The organism is Leifsonia sp. T36S-04, assembly GCF_042465655.1.
GTDB lineage: Bacteria > Actinomycetota > Actinomycetes > Actinomycetales > Microbacteriaceae > Leifsonia.
This window is the reverse complement of record NZ_CP146286.1, coordinates 707,555-727,446: the sequence shown is the minus strand read 5'-3', so window position 1 is coordinate 727,446 and position 19,892 is coordinate 707,555. Positions and strand designations below refer to the sequence as shown.

Genomic DNA, 19,892 nt, shown 5'->3' with positions numbered 1-19,892 from the left:
GCCCGGTTCGTGACTCTTACTCCACGTGGCCTCGACAGAGTGCCTTTGGACCGACTCGTCCGTTCCAGGTGGGGCGGCCGGCGTTGGCCCGGCCCACGTCGGTGGCTTGATTAGAAGCTTGTCCAACCCCGCGAAGGGTTGTGACCCCTCACAGTGTTGCCCCGAAGTGATTTCCTCCCGGATCAGCGCCGGCCGCGTCGCGGCCATCCGAATGATCCCTAGAGAGGAAGGAGGCGGCCGCGTTGACTATCGTTGCGCACTCCCGCCCGTATGTCATCGGGGTGGACTGCCACGCCCGCACCCACACCTACGTCATCATCGATACCAGCACCGGCCAGCAGCAGGGCTGTCAACAGTTCCCGACCACCCCGGCTGGGATCGCCCGCGCGATCGCCTGGGCCGGCCGGGGAACCGGCGGCGACGCCGAGACCCTCTGGGTGATCGAGGGCGTCGCCAGCTACGGCGCGGGGCTTGCCCGCGCTGTCACGAATGCCGGCTACCAGGTGGTCGAGGCGCCGCGGATGAACGCCCGCGCCCGCCACGGAATCGGCAAGTCCGACCCGCTGGATGCTCACACGATCGCGGCCACCGTCCTCAGCCTCGACGAGACTCAGCTGCGGACACCCCGACAGGACCAAGGCACCCGCGCTGCGCTACGGACACTCGTCGCCGCGCGTGACCAGCTCAGTCACGAACGCACGATGAACATCAACGCGCTCACCGCGCTGCTGCGCGTGAATGACCTCGGGATCGATGCCCGCAAACCCCTCAACGCAGTACAAATGAGCACCGTGACCCGGTGGCGGGAACGCGACGAACCCTTGGAAGCCGGGATCGCCCGGGAAGAGGCCATCCGCCTCGCTCGTCGCATCCAGGAACTCAACCAGCAGCTGGCAGCGAACCTCAAACGCATGACCGGCCTCATCCAGACCAGCCCCGCCGCCCCGGTGCTTCACATCACCGGAGTCGGGCCAGTCACCGCCGCCGTCGTCCTTACCGCCTGGTCCCACCCCGGCAGAGTGCGCTCCGAGGCCGCCTTCGCAGCTCTTGCCGGCGTCAGTCCCATCCCCGCCTCCTCCGGCAACACCACACGACATCGACTCAATCGCGGAGGCGACCGGCGCCTGAATCAGGCGCTCCACACGGCCGTGCTCGTCCGCATGATTCACGATCCCGAAACCCGCGCTTACGTCGAGAACCGGCTCCAAGAAGGACGAAGCCGACGCGAGATCCGACGGGCGCTGAAACGCTACCTCGCCCGGAGCATCTATCGATCACTCAACGCCCTCCACCAGCCGGTACTGACGACTTGACAGATATAGAAGCGTCGGTCCCGGCACTACGCACCTCCCACTCGCTCTCGATCACCCGCCGGAAAGGCACTCAAAACGATCGACCCTTGGGAGTGAGTGGGATGCGGGTATTCATCATCGACACCAGCAACATGGCACCGGAACTGCAAGGCGGACTCATCGGCGTGGAAGGTTCCTCCGACCCGACTGCCGCAGAGAAGCAGGAGTGCGTGGAGACCGTCAGCCAGTACGCGATGGATGGGTGGGCGATCGCCGCCGACCCGCGAACCCCGATCGGATGGCTCGCGACGCTCACTGCGGAGACAGCGTGCGTACCCTTCGTCAACCTGACCAGACTCGCCGTGTACGCACAGTCCGAAAAAGAACCGGCTTGAGCGTCGGCGGCCTCTGGCCGGAGTCTTTGCCTGGGGTGGAATCCAACGAGTTTCGGTTTTGCGCGTCAAAACCGGCTTGGAAACACAACGTGTAGGTATGAGGTCATTCGATTCGGAGGCAGGTCCGCAGCACAACTCGCCTGCGTGGTCATTGGCGTGCCAAATGCGGCCGGTCGTCGCCGTTCCCGGAGGGAGCCGATTCGGGGAAAAGCAGCAGCGCGCGCCAATTGCGCGCCAAAACGCCCGGCGAACCGGAAGTAATAGGTAGAGGAAGTTTTCCAACGAAGGACACGACTGTCCAGCTTTCGGAAGCCGATACGAGGTGCGAGGGAGGTGCGTGCAGGTGCGAGGCGGAGTAGCCAGATGGAAGCGAGGACAGCAGTCCCACGGGGTCAAGCAAGCCGTCAACTACGCCTTCAGCGGCGTCTGTGACGCCACCCTCACCGCCAAAACCGCCGACGGTGTCATCGCCGCCGCCGGCTACGCCGACGCCGTCATGACCCGGTACATCGTCGAAAACGGCGCCATCCGCGACGACCTCCTCACCCGGCACCAGCTCAAGGACTGGGTCGACGGACTCGACCCCCTCACCGGGGAGCGCCGCGGGCGCGACCTCGAGTCTCCCGTCGCCGACTTGATCTTGGACGCGACCATCAACGCGCCGAAGTCGTTCTCGATCGCCGCCATGCTCGACCCCGAGTTGGCCGCAGCCTATGAAGACCTCCAAGACCGGCTCCGCGACCGGATAGTGAAGCTGTGGCAGTCCGAGCTCAACGCCCGCCGCGGCAAAGGCGGCGCCATCCGAGAAGACCTGGCCCGGATCGAAGTCGTCGAACTTCGCCACGAACGCTCCCGCTCCCTGGACCCGCACAAGCACCGCCACCTCTGGCTCAACGTCAAAGTCCAAGGCCAAGATGGCAAATGGTCCAACATCGACACCCGGGTCGCGTTGCGGTTCCAGAACGTCATCAACGCCGAAGGCGACCTCGCCTGCCGCACCGACCCCACCTGGATCAGCGCTCTCGCCGCAAAGGGGCTCACCCTCAACGAGGACGGGGAGATCACTCAACTGCAGCACCTGGTGCGGCCATTGTCGAAGCGGTCTGCGCAGATCGAAGCCAACAAGATCACCCGCACCGCCTGGTGGAAGCAGCAACACCCGGGGCAGGAGCCCTCCCACGATGTGCTGAACCAAATCGACCACTGGGCGTGGGCTGTCGGCCGACCCAACAAACCGGGCAAGCTGAACGAAGACGGCTGGGCCGCACTCGTCCGTGAAGAGCTACATACCGCCGACCCCACGGTCGGCATCCAGCGTTCTCCTGCGTCTCTGCCGTCTGTTGCCGTCCAGGATCTTGACCTCGAGTTGCTGGCAGCTAGGGCTGTTGTCGATGCGGACGCCCGGTCGACCGGCAGCGGTGGTCGCTTTAGCGTGATGGACGTGCGGGCCGGCGCTCTACGCGCGATCGCAGCTACCGGCGTTGTCACCGAGCGGGACGTCCTCGCGGAGCTGGCCGAGGACGTCGTGGCACACTCGCACACGGTGACGTTAATCTCGGAGCGGGTTGCGCCGAAGCACGTCAAGCACCTGATGGCGGTCTCCACCGCAACGTTGAAGGCAACCCTCGCGCAGAAGGTAGACGCGTTCTCGGCGCCCGGACAGATTCTCGACACAGACGAGGTCGCTGCGATCGCTCACGCGATCGAGCCCCATCGGACGCTCGATGAGGGACAGCTCGCGGGCGCGGCCGCGATCGGTGGCACCTCCCGCAATGTCGTCATCTCCGGACCGGCGGGCACAGGTAAGACGACAATGCTCAAGGTTGCCGGCGCTGCTCTGCGGCGACGCGGCCACGACATCATCATCGTCGCGCCAACCAAGAAGGCTTCCGCTGTCGCCGGACGCGAAACGATGAGCGCATCGTCGTCCCTTCACCAATTCCTCTACGACTACGGATGGCGCTGGGCGACCACCGCGGCGGGCGCAACTCAATGGCGGCGGCTCTCGATCGGCGAGCTGGACCCGGCCTCTGGCGGCACCTATCCCGGCCCCCGAATCAGCATCCGCCCCGGGGATCGCATCGTAGTCGATGAAGCGGGCATGCTCGGCCTCGAAGCCGCGTCCGCGCTGATGGATGTCCTGCGTGACACTGGGGTGGGCGTCGCGTTGGTCGGAGACCAGCAACAAGCTCTGCCGGTCGGGCACTCGGGCGCCATGGCGCTCTTCTGGCGCCGCTCGCCAGATCGGGTGGAGCTCGCTACCACCCACCGTTTCAATGATCCGGCCTGGGCCGAGCTCGTGCATCGGCTCCGGGATCCTCAAGCCGACCGTGAGATGCTCGAGGTCGCCGAAGACCTCCTTCGAACTAATCATGTCCTGCTAACCGATAGCCAGCACGCCGCACGGGAGGCGATGGTCGAAGGATGGTTCGACGCCACCCGCGACCGCAAGACGATTGCGCTAGTCACCGCAACCCATGCCGAAGCCCAGGAGATCAGCGAAGCCATCCAACGCCGCCGACTCGAATCCGGGGCGGTCCGACCTGGACGTGCACTTTCCGGACAATCGGGTCAGGCGATCTTCGTCGGTGACGTTGTCCAGACTCGCCGCAACGACACTTCTGCGGATGTGCAGAACCGCCAGAACTGGATCGTGAAAACCATCGGCAACGACCATGCGATCCTGGCGGCGAGCACCGACACGACCGATCTCAGGAAAGTCAGCCTCCACTACGCCGCATCGCACATCCATCTCGCCTACGCCACTACCGTCTACGGGGTTCAAGGCGAGACAACCGACCGCGCCCTCGTCGGCCCCGGTGTCGACGCCGCGGGCCTTTACGTCGGCCTCACCCGTGGAAAGAAAGACAACGTCGTCGTACTGGTTGCGCCGACCACCGACTCCGCTAAATCCCAGCTAGTCGAGATGATGCAACGCCACGATTTGGAAGAGACGATGGAGAAGTCGCGAGCGGCAGCGCTGACGGAGCTCCGTCGGGCTGCCCAATCGTCCACCGGACCGATCCTCGGTACGCCCGATGGTCAACTCACGTCGGCCGGCGTCAAGTGATCATGCCGCTAGCTCCGCCGGGCGCGAGCCATTGCGAACAGCTCACGGCCAAGCAGATTTACGCCATCAAGCGTGCCACCCCGAGGATCAAACCCGAAGATCGCGATTCCATATTCATCGGCCCTCACCCTTGCGGCCGGAAGCACGCCGTGACGTGCAAAAATCAGTCCCCGACGACCGTCGGCGGCGACCACCGCTGCCGCATGCTCAACCCGAACGATCTGGAGGTTCCCTCGCTGGTTCTCAACCCAGCCGAGATAGTCGGACGCATACAGGTCGCAAAATCGGCGCGGCTCGCCGGTTGCGACGACGACGTCTGCGGCGCCGAGGTAGCGCATCCAATCCCTGCACAGCTCGACCGCTTCGTCGTCCGTCGCTCCGCGCGGTCTTGGTTCAGGCGTCTCTCTCACAGGTCCAGAGTGCACCCACCCTCAGATAGCCGGCGACCTCTCTTGCTGTCGTCAACGCGAGCCGGCCTCGTCGGTGGCAAGAGTTAGGTTCTGGAAGTGGGAAGCATCGACGCTTACGAGTCGGCCAAAGGCCGGCGCTATCGCGTGCGCTGGCGCGACCCCGAACACCAGCAACGCGAGAAGCGCGGGTTCCGCACCAAACGCGAAGCGGAGCTCTACAACGCAACCGTCGAAGTCGCGATGATGAAGGGGACCTACTTCGAGGCGTCTCAATCCAAGATCACTGTCGGCGAGCTCGCCCAGGAATGGCTCGCCAACAAGGAGCAAGCGCTCAAACCCTCCAGCTTCTCCCCCATCCGCATCGCCTGGCGCGTTTACGTCGAACCGCGATGGTCCGCGACACCGATCGGAGCGATCCGTCCCTCCGCGGTGGAGAAGTGGATCCGGGAGCTCGGCCAGGGTAAAGCTGTCACGGTCCGGGTCCGTCAGGGCAACGCCGGCAAGCCAAGGTCGGCCGGCGTCGTTCTCCGCGCGGTCGGGATCCTCGCAGGGATACTCGACGTTGCGGTGCGTGACGGCAGGATTCCGGCGAACCCGGCTCGGGGTGCGAGCAACCTCCCGCGTAAAGGAACTAAAAAGCGTCGACGGTATCTGACCAACGAGGAGGTCTTCCGCTTCGCGCGAGCTGTACCCGACGAGAATCGCAGCGTCCTAGTGCTGACATTGGCCTACACCGGCATCCGATGGGGCGAAGCTGTTGCCCTCACCGCGAACGACATCGACCTTGATCGTTGCCGCCTCGCCATCCACCAGACCGCTACAGAAGTGGACGGCCTCATCCATGTCGGACCGCCGAAAAGTTGGGAGGCTCGTTCAGTGCCGTTTCCTGCGTTCCTCGCTCCTTGTCTCGGAGCCCTCATCTACGGGAAGAAGCGCAGTGACCTCGTGTTCCCCGCTCGTGCTGGCGGTTTCCTGGCGCGGCCCGATACTGCTTGGAATCGGCAATCCTGGTGGCTGACAGCGCTTCGCCAAGCCGGACTAGAGCACATGACGCCGCACGATCTCAAACACACCGCGGCCAGCCTGGCAGTTAGCGCCGGCGCCAACGTCAAAGCTCTCCAGCGCATGCTCGGGCACAAGTCCGCCGCAATGACGCTCGACACCTACGCGGATCTGTTCGAAGACGATCTCCGTTCTGTCGCGGATCGGCTCAATCAACGCGTGCTTGAAGAAAGCAAAGGTGGCCTCTGGGCGGACTGAGCGGGCAGCCCATTCGTTCGGCGCGCCACCGGTTGTATCCCGGACGGGTCAAAACCCCTTTCGCGGTGGGGCGTCCGCACCGCGCACTAGATAACATGTGCTTCACCGCGAGAACTAGGGGATGACATTGTCAGACGGAGTGATCGAATTTGCGACCGAGCAGAACTTTGTCCTGAACCGAACGTCCTTTCCCGATTCGATCGGCGCCGGCGATCTCATCGCCGAAGAAGCATTCGGCCATGAATTCTCGTGGGGCTGGGGAGTGGCTGGGTGCTTCCAAGCACTAGCGTCCCCACGCTCCGGCGCACCAGTCCCGTCTCCGCCCCGGAGAGGTGATCCGCACGCCCAATCTCTCGGCTACTGGGGGGCACTTCACTTCCTGCTCCTTTACAGGCTCGGCTGGAGCGCCCCGCATCGCGGGCTCCAGAGCTGGTACGAGCTCGGCAGGCCAGTCGAGGATCCGACACTCCGCTTCATTGAGCATGTGTGGGGGCGCGATTCGGGACTCGACATCTACTTTGAGTGGCTGCTCCGAAGGCGTCCGATATTCGACCTCATCTCCGCGGAGCCGTGGCCGGCTGAGGACGTAACGCAGCGGCCGGCCCGATGGGATCGATGGCTTCGAGATTTCACCGGCTCGAGAGAAGCGTCCAGCTTCGAGTGGTTCAACAACGCAGGAGGCGGTGACCCGCTCCACTTGACCATGCATTTTATGCAGAACGAAGGGACCGACAGTGACTCAATTCTTCTCGTCGATCCGCAGCAGAAGGAACGAGCCCACTTGATCACTCCATCAATAACCAGCTTCTATCGCCAACTGCATGCGAATTCTGCGGCCCTACCTCTAGCCGGTCTGCACTCCTGGAAGGTCGACGTGCATGTTTCGAGTGTCGGGACCCTCGGTACATTCCGGAGGTCGGCCGACACGGGCCTATGGTTTGCCGGTCGGCACGCTGTGCATCGGATGGGCAACTGATCCAGAGGCAATCGGCTAGCGGGCAAGTACGGTCAACCGGTAACTGCGGTCTCGCTTGCCCATCTCCCGTTGTTGTTAGGCTGGCGCATTCTCCTCGTACGCGGTCTCGGACTCGGGTGCAGCGACGCGCTCGAGGTTGTTCTTTCGCAGATACGAGATCGCCCGCTCCAGTGTCTCGAGCTTTCGCTTCAGCTCCTTGAGGGTGGCCCCGCTCTCGTCGGAGAACTCGTCGAGCCGCTCGTGCTGGCGGCGTACCTCGATCTCGGTTTCGACCAACGTCTTCCACACACCGGGATCCGGGCTAAGACCCTGTTTGAGGCGGACGATCTCTGCAGCCAACTGCCGCTCGACAACCGCCACGAGTGTTTCCGCAGTGGTACCCGGGCTCGCTAGGCCGAAGGCGATACCGCCGCCGCCGGCCGTGACGAGTGCACCGGCTGTTACCAGACCGCCGATCATTCCGCCCGGGCCGAAGGCGGCTAGCGCGCTAGTGATCGCTCGAGGTTGTTCTTTCGCAGATACGAGATCGCCCGCTCCAGTGTCTCGAGCTTTCGCTTCAGCTCCTTGAGGGTGGCCCCGCTCTCGTCGGAGAACTCGTCGAGCCGCTCGTGCTGGCGGCGTACCTCGATCTCGGTTTCGACCAACGTCTTCCACACACCGGGATCCGGGCTAAGACCCTGTTTGAGGCGGACGATCTCTGCAGCCAACTGCCGCTCGACAACCGCCACGAGTGTTTCCGCAGTGGTACCCGGGCTCGCTAGGCCGAAGGCGATACCGCCGCCGCCGGCCGTGACGAGTGCACCGGCTGTTACCAGACCGCCGATCATTCCGCCCGGGCCGAAGGCGGCTAGCGCGCTAGTGATCGCTGCCGCGCCCACGAGGCCTGCACCCGCGGCCATGGCCATCCCGCCGGTTGCCACCACCAGCAGCGCTGCTCCGGCTCCCATCGCGCCCCACTTGACCCAATTCACTTCCCGGGCGCCGCTGAGCACCTGCTTCGCCTCCTTCACAGCGGCGAAGACGTCCTTACCGAATCGGGTGCCTAAACCCATCTCTGCGGCGAGCTCGGTCATTGCGAGCTCCCGCTTGTTGCGATCAACGGAGATCTCGAAGGGCCTCAGGATGTTCTCTGTCGCCAAAACGGTCAACGGGACGATCGCCTGCTCCTTGAAGATCCGGTGTGCGAGAGGCGGCTCTGGGCACGTGGCCATCGGATCCGACAGGTCGAACTCCAGGGCGCCAACCGCCCGGGGCATGGGGCGACTCAATGCGGCGTTGCGGGCGCGGATACCGGCAACGGCCATCGCCTGAACCTGGCGAAGTGCTCCCGTAAAGCGGTCCTGCAGGTCTCCACTCAATCCGCGTCGGGTCAGTTCGGCGTATCGCAGTGCGAGCAGAGCCATACTCTCGACCTCGTCCAGGGCGATGTCGACACCGGTGTCGGCTACAACGATCTCCTTGGAAAGAGACCCGAACAACCCAAAGCCGATCGCTTCGCCCACACTGTCGATGCCCAAGTAGAGGTCGGCGGAATGCGCCCGCTTGCCCAAGTCCTGGCGGATCCGGAAGTCCACCATCCAGGGAAACACGGACGAGACACCGCGCATCGCCACCACAGGATCCATCTCGTTCCAGATATTCAGCCACCACGCAAGATTCGTCGGAGGATCCTTCAGCGCATCACGCAGCTTGTCAACGTCGAACCTCGCGCTCGCCAGCGGGCTCCCGATCGTCACCATGCCGGTCACCTGAAGCCCTACGGGGAGCCTAGATAGGAGGTCCGCAGCGATTACGGAACCAAGGCTGTGTCCCACGATCACGAGGCGGCCGGATTCCGGGAGGTGGTCGAGGATTCGGGTCAGGACGTGCGCTCGAATCTGGCGATCCTGGAGGTACTTACGCGCTTGCTCCATCTGCGGCGCGCGGAGGGCGGCATCAATGACGATGTCGCCACCGATGTAGCCGGAGCCGCTCTCATGACGTCCGATTCGGAATTCGACGGCGGCCATCCGCCGCTCGAAATCACGCCTGTTCTGCCGCGCCGCATCGCGCGACAAGGGCTTGATTGTGACGACGGGAAGAGGGTGGTCATCGTCCGTTCCCTTGAGGGCGTGGGCGTACTGCGGTGCAATGACCTCCGCATCAGGCAGACCGGGATAGCCGAGACGCAACAGCGTCTCGTTGAGGCGGGTCTTCCAAACCCCAGCCCGATCGCCGTCACCGACTCCGTGTAGGAAGAGCAGGATCGGTTCTTGCGACAAGATCTACCTCATTCGTGTTGGCTCTCGGCGTGTGCGTACGGCAGTCACACCGTGACGCCAGGATAGCGATAGTCATCACAACCGCCAGCCGAATGCACGCCGCGACCTGATGGACCGACGTACCTCCGCGTCCGGCGAGGGTTTCGCGGCCGCCGGGCTCAACTGCGGCGAGCAGCGGCGACGATCCCAAGGATCACCGCGATGACGCCGCACACGAAAGTGCCGAAGAACGAGAACAGCCCGAGGAACAAGAGGAAGTTCAACTGCGCCACGGTGCCTCCGAGCATCAGCAGCACGAAGCCAAGCAGAAACAGCCCGCCGGCGACGATGCCCAGTGTCGTGGCATTCTTACCGAGCGGCGTTAGCCCTGCGCGTTGCGGCACGGCATACGGCTGCTGCCCAGCGACCGGAGAATATGTCGCTTGCGGCGCCCCCGCCGGCTGAGCGACTGCGGCGGTGCGACATACTGCGGGCCCGCCGGCGCCGGTGGAGCGATCGCTCGATCGCGCTGGTGCTCACTCCACCCTGTGCCGTCCCACCAGCGCTCACGGGTGGGGTCCTGCGGGTCCGAATACCAGCCGGCCGGCGGAAGCGAGCGGCCGTCTTGAGTGGTGTCCATGGCCACCCATTGTGCCAGACATCGGCCGCTGGGCCACGCTGAACGCGGTCGACAGGACGCGGAAGGGCGGCGGACAGTTCGCGTTCTGCTCGCCGCCCGGTCTTTCGGTCAGCCGAGGTTGATGGTCTGCCCCGTGCTGAAGGCGTTGTCGGACACCTGGACGCTGACCGCCTTGGTCCCGGCGGGGACGTCGAAGAAGATCGGCCCGGTCAACGCGTTGCCGGGGTTGATCGCGGCGACCCAGGCGGACTGGTTCGGGCTGGCGTAGAGGGTGGCCGTCGGGTCGGCGTCGAAGGTCTTGCCGGACGCGTCGACGAGCTTGACGTAGTTGGACAGGAACGTGGCGGCGCTGTTGCCCACATTCTTGATTGTCAGGTCCACCTCGATGAACGTGCCCTGCGCGGTCTGGGTCAGTGGGGACGCGCCGACCGTGGCGCCGGCGTCCTTGGATCCGGTTGCGGTGTACTCGAAGGAGCCGACCTTCACCGGCGTGTTGAGCCCCGCGACCTGCGGTGCTGCAGGGGCGGATGCGGTGGCGCCGCCGGTGCTGGTTCCGCCTGCGGCGGTCGTTTCCCCGGCGGAGCAGCCGCTGAGGACGAGGGCGCCGGCGATGACAGCGGCGGCGGTGACGGCGAGAGCGGTCTGACGGGACATGATGTTGCCTCCTGGTGTGTGGTCTGTTCGACGTCCACAAGCACACCGCCCAGCCCCCGACAGTCACCACGTCGGTTCGGTCCGGGTCCCGTGACCGAAAGGAGGGGATGGCGCCCCTCCGAAAGGCGGTGGGGCGGGTCGGCGGCCGCCTCTACGATCAGGACCATGACGATCGCGCCCTCTGCCCCTTCCGCCGCCCCGGCACGCTCCCGTGCCCGGCGCGCGTGGGCCCTGACGGGATCGATCACGCTGGCGGTGCTGTGCTCGCTGCTGGCGATCTCCGGCGCGGGCATCCACGGGACGCCGCCGTCGACCTTCCCCGCCGGGATCCAGACTCTCGCGCTAGCCGGCGCGTGGCTGATGATCGGCGCCTCGGTGATGCTGGTGTGGCGGCACCGGTGGCCGGTCCTCGTGGCGGGCATCGCCGTCACGTTGACCGTCGTGTTCCCGACGACGCCGCTGGTGGCTCTGGTCGCATGCGCCGCGGTGGTCGCCGCGACCGCCAGGTGGATTCGGTGGCTGTTCATCGTCGGCGTCTACGCGGCGACCGTGGTCAGCTTCTGCTGGGATGTGGCTTCCCACACCTCTCTGCTGTCCGACTTCGTCGGCGAACCGGCGGAGGGAACGCCGGCACGCCTTGCGCTGTTCTGGGCTGTGCCGATCCTGGCCGCGCTCGCTGTCGCCCCGTTCGCCGGATTCGGTTTCCTGCGCAGCATCCGGCGCGAACGGGACGCCGCCCAGCTGGACACCGCCGCCGCCACCCGCAACGTCGCCGTCCTCCACCGCGAGGTGGAGTTGGAACGGGAGCGGCAGGAGCTCGCCCGGGAGCTCCACGACACGTTGGCGGCTCGGCTGTCGTCCCTTTCTTTGCATGCGGGAGCCCTCGAACTGACCGTGGACGGGAACGAGCAGGCGACCGCGACCGCCCGGATCGTCCGAGAGACCGCGCAGGGGACGCTAGACGAGCTCCGTCATGTCGTCCACGTCCTCCGGAATCCGGGCGCTGCGGGAACGAGTAGCGGATTGGTAGACATCGCCTCGCTGATCGACGAAGCACTCCGCGACGGCGTTGACGTCCGAGCGCAGGTGCTCGTCTCCGATGCGGCGACGTGTCATCCGCAGGTTGCCCACGCCTGCTACCGGCTAGTTCAGGAATCCATCTCCAACGTCCGCCGGCACGCACCGGGCCAGGCCATCCGGGTGGAGGTCCGCGGAGGACCGGAGACCGGGGTGACCGTCACGTCGACGAACTGGATGACCTTAGGAGCCCGGCCAACCTCGATCGGCGGCGGTCACGGGCTCACCGGTATGAGCGAACGCGTCGGGCTCGTCGGCGGTTCGTTCCAGGCGGGCCCCACCGCGGATGGGGCGTTCGCGATCATCGCGTGGCTGCCGTGGACGCCCCGGTGACGCTCTCTCGGTAGGCTGACGCTGTGAAGCCCATCCGTGTCCTCGTCGTCGACGACGACACGATGGCCGCGAACGGGCTCACCATGATTCTGAACACCGCAGAGGACATCGACGTCGTCGGCCGGTGCTCGGACGGCGACGAGGTCGCCGCGGCGGTCGCCGCGCACCATCCGGATGTGGTCCTCTGCGATGTGCGGATGCCGCGGATGGACGGCGTCGCGGTCGTGCAGTCGTTCCGCCGGACGACTCCCCGGTTCCTCATGATGACCGCCTTCGACGAGGACGGCCGCGTCCTGGACGCGGTGACGGCCGGCGCCGCCGGCTTCATGCTGAAGGACGAGGACCCGCATCGCATCCTCGATGCGGTCCGCCAGGTCGCTGCGGGCGACGCCGCATTCTCGCCGCGGGCGGCGAGGCAGCTCTCCTCCTGGGTGCAGGACTCCCGCGGCAACGACCTTCGCCGGGACGCGACGGCGAAGATGGCGCAGCTCACCGACCGGGAACGCGCGTTCGCTCTGGCACTGGTGACCGGCGTCTCGGATGCGGAGCTCGCCCAGCAGTTCTTCGTCGCCGAGACGACCGTGAAGTCGACCCTCGCCGGCATCCGCAGCAAGTGGGGCGTCCGGACGAGAACGGAGCTCGCCGTCGTCGTCGCCCGCTCTGGAGCGTAACCTCAGAGTCCGAGCAACTGCCGTTTCGCCGCGGTGAACTCTTCGTCGGTGAGCAGGGCCTGCTCCTTTAAGGCGGCCAACTTCGCGAGCTCGGCGTTGAGGTCTGAACCGGCGGCAGGAGGGAGGGCGCGTTCGCGCGACTGCCGATTCGCGGATTCAATTGCGTCTGCCGCCACGTTCGCCGCGCGATTGACCTGTTCAGCAAGCTGACGTGGAATGGACAATCGATCCGGGTGAACGAGGACACGCGCGGCCCATCCGCGGCCGCCGACCTGAAACTCTCCCTGACGGCTGTCGATCTTCTCCTTCTTCTGGAGAGCCAGACCCGGGATCAATGCCGAACCAGGCAGCGGCGCCAGCACAGCCATCCGTGTGAGGGTCGGTCGCTGGATGATCTGGGACTGGCCATCCAAGTAGACCTGCGCGCTCGTGTATGCGTCGATGACGTGCGCTCCGGATGGCGTAATGACCCGGTCGCTGAGCACCTGGACCCACTTTTCGGTCTGACCCGGAACGTTGGGGACTTTCCTGCCTGACCTCGAAAGCGCGCCCTCGGCTTCGACGGTTCCGATGTGGGTCGCGCCGATACGAAGCCGCCCCTCCTGCTCCAGGCGCAGGATCCGAGCCTCGACGGCTTTGCGCAACGTCCGGTCACCTTCGGTCCGGGCTCCCATTCGAGCGTCACGGATCGACTTCTCCTCATCCTCGACCCGAGCCGCAGAAGCATGGTCCGCCGCCGTGTTCAGACGCTGATAGGCCCACCACCAAGCCTTGAACGACTCCACCGTCTCGGTATCCAACGCGACAGCGTCCAGGGTCCCGTCAGCGAATGCGTTCGAAATCACAATCGCAGCTGCGGCCTTGGCATTCTTCGCTATAGCCTTCTGCGCTCGGGCTGTATGGCGATGCGAGATCGCGACAGCCTGCGAGGAGTTGATCGGGTCGGCAAAATGCTCCGTCCACGCCTCGCCGTCCCACCACCGCAGGCGGCCGCTTCCGTCGTCGTACCAGTTCGCAGGAGTCGAGCTCATCGGGTCCTTCCACTCGGCAGGAGCATATCGGCCTCGTACAATCTGCGGCGCAGTAGCTTGCGCGAGCCGACTCGGGAATCGGTTCGGTGAGCGAACAGTAGACAGCTCCTCTCACCCTTAGTGGGGGACGCATGTTATCTATAAGACCTGACAGGATCACAAGCATGAGTGACCCGAATCCACCCGCACCACAGCAGCCCGACTCCGCCGCCTCCGGCTCGGTTCCCGCACCGCCGCCCGCTCCGAGCACCGCGGGAGTCGTTCCTTCGACGCCGGCGGCATTCCCGCCGCATCCGACGGCCGCTGGAGCGCCCGGTGCGCTCCCCATACAGCAGAGTGGCGCAGTCCCACCTCCCCCTCCCGGATACGCCAACGCACCGGCCGGCGCTGTTCCGCCGCCGCCTGCGGGTTACGCTGCTGCCGGAACCACCCCGCCGGCACCGCCAGCGAAGAAGAAGGGCAATGGGCTGGCCGTCGCCTCCCTCGTGCTCGGCATCATCGGCACGATCTTCTCCTTCACCCCAAGCGCTGCCCTTGGCATCGTCCTGGGAATTCTCGCCTTGATCTTCGGGATCATTACCCTCGCCCGAAAGCCTGCCCAACGCGGCATGCCGCTGACGGGGACGATCCTTGGCGGGGTGGCGCTGCTGTTCGGCATCATTTTTGCCGCCGTCTACGGCACTCACACCACGGCCAGCACCGCAGCGGACGCTCCCATCGCAGCAGAGACGTCCTCGGCTGCACAGCCGTCCCAGTCAGCTGAGCCGAAACCCGCCCCAACGAAGGCGCCGGAAAACCCAAACGCCGTTTACGACAAGACGTACGGAACGTTCGCACCGATCAACCAGACCGGCACCGGTGACAGCGTCATCGCCCTCCCTGCCGGAGCAAACGCCGGCGTCGTCACCGCCAGCCACCAGGGTTCGTCGAACTTCGCACTGAACATCCTCGACGCGTCCAATCAGCCCACTGGCGACCTTCTGGTGAACACCATCGGCAACTACTCCGGAGTCACCGCGTACGGCATGAACGCGCTCGGGGACGGCGGAGTCAACCTCCAGGTGAAGGCCGACGGCGCATGGAACATCACCATCAGCCCCGTCAGCGCCGCTCCCGACCTCACCCTCCCAGGTAGCGCAACGGGTGACCAGGTGTTCAAGTACGGCGGAGCCGCTGGAAACTGGGCATTCACCAACCAGGGTCAGAGCAACTTCGCCGTCATCCAATACGGCGGCGCTATGCCCAATCTCGCCGTGAACACCATCGGCGCATACTCCGGCAAGGTGCCGATGTTCGCAGGCCCGACCGTCGTCGTGGTCAAATCCGACGGCGCATGGACAGTCGCCGCCGGATAACCCACCGATCTAACGACAAGACGGGGCGTCTCCTTGGTGGAGACGCCCCGTCTTGTCGTTGCGTCATTCACATGCGCGAAAGGATCTCCTGCTTCTTGGCCGCGAACTCGTCCTCGGAAAGGATGCCCGCGTCGCGCAGCTGCGCGAGCTGCTGCAACTGCCCAACGTGATCGGGAGCGGCGGCCACCGCCGGCTGCTCTGGTGCAGCGTTCGCGACCTGCACGTTAATTGGGGCGGCCGCTCGGGCCTGCATGAGATTCAGGATGGCCTGCCGGAACGTTGCGGCGTCGTCGCGGTTGACCCGGAACCCCACCGTCCCGCCCGCGGTCTGGACCTCGACGAGATGGTAGAGCATTCCGTCTTTACGGTTACCAACGGAAGTGATCTGGTTGATCGGAAGCATCTCGTAGGCGTCCTTGCCACCCTTAACCCCGGTGACCAGGAATGAGGCCCCGAACGTCAGGACACCAGCGGTGACTTTCCCGCCGGACACGCCCCGACCGCGTTCCCACTCAATTCGATCAGGCCACAGTCTGACCTTGGCGTTCTTCCCATCAATGTGGGAGACGACCTCATACAGCGGGACATCGTCACCGGCTACGACAACGGCCACCTCCGCGTCGTCGCGAATAGCGGCCGCGGTGCTGACACCATAGCCGAGGTTCGCCCGAGCCTCCGAAGCAACGGACGCAGCAGCGCCCTTCACCTTCTCAAACACTCCCTGCCGGGTTGCGGCCTGGACGACCGCGCCGGTCGCGTCTACCACCTGCGGCTGCTGGTCAGCGAAGTGGTCCGTCCACTGTGTCCCATCCCACCACCGGAGCCTTCCGGAACCGTCGTCGTACCAGCCAGCAGGTGTGCTCATGAGTTCTCCTCGCAATACATCCAACCTGTCCACGTTACTTGGCCGCGGTCACCCATCCGAACCCCAGTACGGGGGATCTAGAAGCCTGGTATCGCGGAGCGCCGCGTCTTGCGGTAGGTGTGGACGCCTACCGTTGACCGCAAGCGACGACCGGCGCTATGGACAGACACCGACCCAGAGCCCATCTCGTGCCCGAGTCATGCCCACGTAGAGCTCGCGCCGATGGATCGTGGCGGTTTCGTCGTCGTGGTCGAGGGAGTCGAGCAGCGAGGGTGGAACTCGCGGCAGAAGAACGTGTTTGAATTCGAGACCTTTCGCGCGCTTGATCGTGCCAACCTTCACCGCGTCGACCGGTATCCCTGCATATTTGGTCAGCTCAAGGACGGGGACACCGGCCGAGCTCAACGCTCGAAGCGCGTCTCGTACGCCCTGGTTGGTGAGGCACAGCACACCCACGTCGCCGGGCGGGCATTCCAAACCCGCGAAGTAGGTGATGAGCTGCTTGTCGTGGGTCGCTCGATCGGCGAAGCGCTGAGAGATTGGCTCGGGGCCGGACCTCGGCACGTCGCCGGACGCGTCTCGACCGCGGATGTCGCCTTCGATGTCAGTGAACTCGTCTCCGTCCACTAGTGCCGAGGCGAAGTCCACGATCTCCTTCGTGTTCCTGTAATTGGTCGACATCACGACGCCGCGGCCTGCGATCGAAACGCCCGCTTCGGTCAGAGAGAACCCACCGGGGTAGATGGTCTGCTGTCCATCCCCGATCAGCGTGAGTCCATCAGGCTTGTCTCCGACGAGCAGGTACAGCATGCGCACCATCGCACAGGTCAGGTCTTGCGCTTCGTCGATGATCACGCAGCCATATTCGGTGATTGGCTGGGAACGCAGCGAAGCTTCGGCCAGCAGAATCACATCATCGAAGTCGTGAATTCTCCGTTCTCGAATCTCTGCCTCGTAGGCCAGAAAGAGGTTCCACACTTCACGACGCTGATCGACGTTCAGCGGCCGGCGACGACCGGTCCGGACCAGGTCTGCGTACTGCTCGAAGCGCGACAGTCCGCGCCCTTTGATCACGTAACTGATCTCGTCTCGCCAGTAATGCGGATTCGGATCGACGCCGGCGAGCGGGCCGCCGGCGGCAACACGTAACCAGGCCGACGAAAACGCCAACGCGGCCTCCGACCCGTCGAGGTTGACCCGGACGCCGCGCTGCTTGAGCAGACGCAGGGCGAACGCATGGACGCCGACGAACTCAACGCTGCCCGCAGCGTCGGGCGCGAGCCGGGCCAGGAGATTGCTCAGCACGTCCGGCAACGTTCGAACGAACGACGTAACCAGCACCTTGGACCGCTGCGACCTCGCCAAATAGGCGGCCCGGTGGAGACCGACTACCGTCTTGCCCGTACCAGCAGCACCCCGAATGCGCGCCGGACCGTTGAAACCGCGTCTCACGAGCTTCGCCTGGCTCGGGTGCAAGAAAGCCATCCACTCCTCGATTGGCTCGGCCATCAGACCCGCAAGAAGGATGTCCGTCACCTCGTCGAGCTCCAGCAGCGGCTCCGGCTCAGACTCCGCGAGGACCGGCTCGCGGACGCTCGCGTCCAACATCGCGGGCGACGAGCTCAGGACCGGAAAATGGTTGAGCGCTGCGCTGAGGACAGCATTGACCTGCACATCCGTCAGACGTCGACCATACGAGTTGATGTAGGTGGCGGCCTGTCGTTCACCAACTACGACGGCACCACCCACTTCTGTCGGCGGCATGCGGCGACCAGCCAGCACAACGACGACGTGCACTTCCCCGGGTGCCAAGCCGAGCTCCGCCATAACTGCTTCAGTTCCATAACCGACGTCGGCTAAACCCCCTAGGTCGTCCGTGACGTCCGCTTGACCACGGAAGATGCGACCGGCCGCGATCTCGACGTCCGCCCATGCTTTCGTGTCGACAATGAAGAGGCCGCCCGGCCCAACGAGCACATGATCGATCTGAGCGCGGGACCGGGATCCTGGCCATCCTCGGTCGTGAAGAAACGAGTAGCCAGCCGCAGAGAGCGGCGCCAGGCTACCTGCGACCTGCCGTTCGGTTCGGTGCGCGATCATCCAGCGCTCTGCGGCTTCTCGAGCCTCTGCAGCAAGTCGGTCGTGCTCTGCTGCTAAGGCGCTGAGTCGTCGTCCTTCTTCACCGGCGGAGTGACCTGCCGATCCCAAAACGCACCCCCAAGCGGCCTATCGCCAGATGTCAATGTTCAGTCTCGCTGCAGCGTGAGGGGTACCGATACGCCCCTTAGGAGGGGGAGGCAGGTGGTCGGGCGCTGCGGCGGCCTAGCGCGTAGACCACGCTGAGGATTAAAGCCATGCACCCGATCAGAATCGAGCCGCCGACAGCCCACGGAAGTACCATCCGAGCCAGAGAGCCGGTGAAACACTCGAAGAGGTCGCTTCGTGCATCCGATCCGGAGACACCGCATAGCTCCGCACTCGCCTGTCGACTGCTTGAGTAAACGGCGCCCACGATGACAACCAACTCAATGAGCCAGAGTTTGAGAAGATCCGAAGCCCGGGCTTGTCGACGCGCCATGTGCCGAGCCTAGAGATAACAATGGCGCCGAAGAATCCCCCGTTTGGGCTAGCGCACGCCGGGTGGATGGCGTGCCAGGGCAGTGCGGTTCTTGGCCTCAGTCGCCGTTCTGCACCCGCTTGTCTTTGACTTGGTGCCCGCCGCCAGTTCGAGCCTCAATCAAGAACAGGTTCGTCGCGCGGATGAGATCCGAGAGTTTGGAATAGCCCCAGTTCCGGGAGTCGAAGTCCGGCTGCTGCGCGCGCACAAGGCTGCCGACTGTGGAGAGGTTCGCCCATCCGTCCTCGCCACTGGCCGTCGCGACTGCAGTCCGGAGGCCGAACACCAACTTGGTGTCGGCGCGAAGCTCCGATGTGGGAACTCGGGAGGGAGTCGGAATGGCGTTTTCTGCGAGCGGTTCGTCTAAGACGTCCAGATAGGTGAAGCGATCGCACGCATTACGGAATGCCTCAGGTGTCTTCCTTTCGCCGAAACCGTAGACGGTGATTCCTTCTTCGCGAATACGAGAGGCCAATCGGGTGAAGTCGCTGTCCGATGACACGATGCAAAAACCACTGAAGCGCTTCGTGTAAAGCAAATCCATGGCGTCGATGATGAGCGCGCTGTCGGTGGCGTTCTTCCCAGTCGTGTTTGCGAACTGCTGCATCGGCTGGATGACATGCTCACTCGCCGCGGCTTTCCAACCGGCAAGGTTCGGCCTCGTCCAATCTCCGTACACCCGCTTCACCGACGTCGTACCGAAGCGGGCAGCTTCTGCGAGAACTGCAGCGATCCTTGTGGGCGAGACGTTATCGGCGTCGATCAGCACCGCGAGTAGGTCGTTGGCCTGTGTCACGGCATAAGGATCGCATGCCGTGCGCCGAACCGCCGGCACCACTTCAGCCACGAGGCTGCTTAGGCCGGGTCGAATCGAATCCGGGCATGACAGCATCACTGTGATCACAGCGGCACCCTTAGAGTTCCGTAGAGTTTTTCGGCGTTGCTGTGGGCAAATTGTGGGCAAACTGTGAATAGCGTCTGTTATCCGAGGTGTGAATTATGCCCT

Annotated in this window: 17 protein-coding genes; 7 read left to right on the top strand and 10 right to left on the bottom strand. The window is 64.7% G+C overall.

Translation table 11 applies throughout. The annotated features are described in order from the left end of the window. Nucleotides 1–242 precede the first annotated feature (242 nt). The 3 genes from P3F85_RS03610 (at nucleotide 243) to P3F85_RS03600 (ending at nucleotide 4,757) form a co-directional block, all read left to right on the top strand. The gene (locus tag P3F85_RS03610; protein ID WP_374009542.1) at nucleotides 243–1,313 is read left to right on the top strand and encodes an IS110 family transposase; all 1,071 of its coding nucleotides are present in this window, start codon (nucleotides 243–245) and stop codon (nucleotides 1,311–1,313) included. A 101-nt stretch (nucleotides 1,314–1,414) separates the two neighbouring features. After that, nucleotides 1,415–1,687, top strand: a complete 273-nt coding sequence (locus P3F85_RS03605) for a hypothetical protein (protein WP_374009889.1) — start codon at nucleotides 1,415–1,417, stop codon at nucleotides 1,685–1,687. A gap of 337 nt (nucleotides 1,688–2,024) precedes the next feature. After that, nucleotides 2,025–4,757 carry an AAA family ATPase gene (locus tag P3F85_RS03600; RefSeq protein ID WP_374009888.1) on the top strand — a complete coding sequence of 911 codons (2,733 nt, stop codon included), beginning with the start codon at nucleotides 2,025–2,027 and terminating at the stop codon, nucleotides 4,755–4,757. Between the two features lie 8 nt (nucleotides 4,758–4,765). Here P3F85_RS03600 and P3F85_RS03595 read toward each other — a convergent pair whose 3' ends face one another. Then, the gene (locus P3F85_RS03595) at nucleotides 4,766–5,095 is read right to left on the bottom strand and encodes a hypothetical protein (protein ID WP_374009887.1); all 330 of its coding nucleotides are present in this window, start codon (nucleotides 5,093–5,095) and stop codon (nucleotides 4,766–4,768) included. Nucleotides 5,096–5,263: 168 nt separating this feature from the next. Between P3F85_RS03595 and P3F85_RS03590 the strand changes: the two genes are divergently transcribed. After that, complete coding sequence (locus P3F85_RS03590) at nucleotides 5,264–6,427, top strand: tyrosine-type recombinase/integrase (protein WP_374009886.1); 1,164 nt, start codon at nucleotides 5,264–5,266, stop codon at nucleotides 6,425–6,427. Nucleotides 6,428–7,478: 1,051 nt separating this feature from the next. On the opposite strand, the gene P3F85_RS03585 is transcribed toward P3F85_RS03590, so the two are convergent. The 5 genes from P3F85_RS03585 to P3F85_RS03565 all read right to left on the bottom strand — a co-directional run bounded on the left by P3F85_RS03585 (nucleotide 7,479) and on the right by P3F85_RS03565 (nucleotide 10,937). Then, entirely contained in the window at nucleotides 7,479–7,862 is a 384-nt protein-coding gene (locus P3F85_RS03585; protein WP_374009885.1) for a hypothetical protein, read from the bottom strand. Between the two features lie 20 nt (nucleotides 7,863–7,882). Further along, nucleotides 7,883–9,664, bottom strand: a complete 1,782-nt coding sequence (locus P3F85_RS03580; RefSeq protein WP_374009884.1) for a hypothetical protein — start codon at nucleotides 9,662–9,664, stop codon at nucleotides 7,883–7,885. 158 nt (nucleotides 9,665–9,822) lie between these two features. Continuing rightward, complete coding sequence (locus tag P3F85_RS03575; protein ID WP_374009883.1) at nucleotides 9,823–10,047, bottom strand: hypothetical protein; 225 nt, start codon at nucleotides 10,045–10,047, stop codon at nucleotides 9,823–9,825. Further along, a complete protein-coding gene (locus tag P3F85_RS03570) occupies nucleotides 10,026–10,283 on the bottom strand; it encodes a DUF2510 domain-containing protein (protein WP_374009882.1) in 258 nt (85 codons plus the stop codon). Before P3F85_RS03570 ends, P3F85_RS03575 begins: the two co-directional genes overlap by 22 nt. A 108-nt stretch (nucleotides 10,284–10,391) precedes the next feature. After that, the gene (locus P3F85_RS03565) at nucleotides 10,392–10,937 is read right to left on the bottom strand and encodes a DUF4352 domain-containing protein (protein ID WP_374009881.1); all 546 of its coding nucleotides are present in this window, start codon (nucleotides 10,935–10,937) and stop codon (nucleotides 10,392–10,394) included. Between the two features lie 165 nt (nucleotides 10,938–11,102). Here P3F85_RS03565 and P3F85_RS03560 point away from each other — a divergent pair, with 165 nt between their 5' ends. Together P3F85_RS03560 and P3F85_RS03555 are read left to right on the top strand one after the other, a co-directional pair. Continuing rightward, on the top strand, nucleotides 11,103–12,347 hold the full coding sequence (locus P3F85_RS03560) for a sensor histidine kinase (RefSeq protein ID WP_374009880.1): 1,245 nt from the start codon (nucleotides 11,103–11,105) through the stop codon (nucleotides 12,345–12,347). 23 nt (nucleotides 12,348–12,370) lie between these two features. Continuing rightward, nucleotides 12,371–13,018, top strand: a complete 648-nt coding sequence (locus P3F85_RS03555) for a response regulator (protein WP_374009879.1) — start codon at nucleotides 12,371–12,373, stop codon at nucleotides 13,016–13,018. 2 nt (nucleotides 13,019–13,020) lie between these two features. Here the strand turns inward: P3F85_RS03555 and P3F85_RS03550 are convergent, their stop codons facing one another. Beyond that, on the bottom strand, nucleotides 13,021–14,049 hold the full coding sequence (locus P3F85_RS03550) for a DUF2510 domain-containing protein (protein ID WP_374009878.1): 1,029 nt from the start codon (nucleotides 14,047–14,049) through the stop codon (nucleotides 13,021–13,023). A 485-nt stretch (nucleotides 14,050–14,534) separates the two neighbouring features. Between P3F85_RS03550 and P3F85_RS03545 the strand changes: the two genes are divergently transcribed. Next, nucleotides 14,535–15,404, top strand: coding sequence for a DUF308 domain-containing protein (locus P3F85_RS03545; protein WP_374009877.1), 870 nt, complete (start codon nucleotides 14,535–14,537; stop codon nucleotides 15,402–15,404). 67 nt (nucleotides 15,405–15,471) lie between these two features. Here P3F85_RS03545 and P3F85_RS03540 read toward each other — a convergent pair whose 3' ends face one another. From P3F85_RS03540 to P3F85_RS03530, 3 genes are all read right to left on the bottom strand, one after another. Next, nucleotides 15,472–16,269, bottom strand: a complete 798-nt coding sequence (locus tag P3F85_RS03540) for a DUF2510 domain-containing protein (protein WP_374009876.1) — start codon at nucleotides 16,267–16,269, stop codon at nucleotides 15,472–15,474. Nucleotides 16,270–16,425: 156 nt separating this feature from the next. Next, nucleotides 16,426–18,369 (bottom strand): UvrD-helicase domain-containing protein, encoded by a 1,944-nt coding sequence (locus P3F85_RS03535; protein WP_374009875.1) that lies wholly within the window; start codon nucleotides 18,367–18,369, stop codon nucleotides 16,426–16,428. Between the two features lie 575 nt (nucleotides 18,370–18,944). Then, a complete protein-coding gene (locus P3F85_RS03530) occupies nucleotides 18,945–19,790 on the bottom strand; it encodes an NYN domain-containing protein (RefSeq protein ID WP_374009874.1) in 846 nt (281 codons plus the stop codon). Nucleotides 19,791–19,892: the final 102 nt, after the last annotated feature.

Bases quoted from the DNA above. Each gene is read 5' to 3' on its own strand.
- P3F85_RS03605 (WP_374009889.1), top strand. From the start codon at position 1,415: ATGCGGGTATTCATCATCGACACCAGCAACATGGCACCGGAACTGCAA.
- P3F85_RS03595 (WP_374009887.1), bottom strand. From the start codon at position 5,095: ATGCGCTACCTCGGCGCCGCAGACGTCGTCGTCGCAACCGGCGAGCCG.
- P3F85_RS03585 (WP_374009885.1), bottom strand. From the start codon at position 7,862: ATGATCGGCGGTCTGGTAACAGCCGGTGCACTCGTCACGGCCGGCGGC.
- P3F85_RS03570 (WP_374009882.1), bottom strand. From the start codon at position 10,283: ATGGACACCACTCAAGACGGCCGCTCGCTTCCGCCGGCCGGCTGGTAT.
- P3F85_RS03565 (WP_374009881.1), bottom strand. From the start codon at position 10,937: ATGTCCCGTCAGACCGCTCTCGCCGTCACCGCCGCCGCTGTCATCGCC.
- P3F85_RS03560 (WP_374009880.1), top strand. From the start codon at position 11,103: ATGACGATCGCGCCCTCTGCCCCTTCCGCCGCCCCGGCACGCTCCCGT.
- P3F85_RS03550 (WP_374009878.1), bottom strand. From the start codon at position 14,049: ATGAGCTCGACTCCTGCGAACTGGTACGACGACGGAAGCGGCCGCCTG.
- P3F85_RS03540 (WP_374009876.1), bottom strand. From the start codon at position 16,269: ATGAGCACACCTGCTGGCTGGTACGACGACGGTTCCGGAAGGCTCCGG.
- P3F85_RS03535 (WP_374009875.1), bottom strand. From the start codon at position 18,369: ATGATCGCGCACCGAACCGAACGGCAGGTCGCAGGTAGCCTGGCGCCG.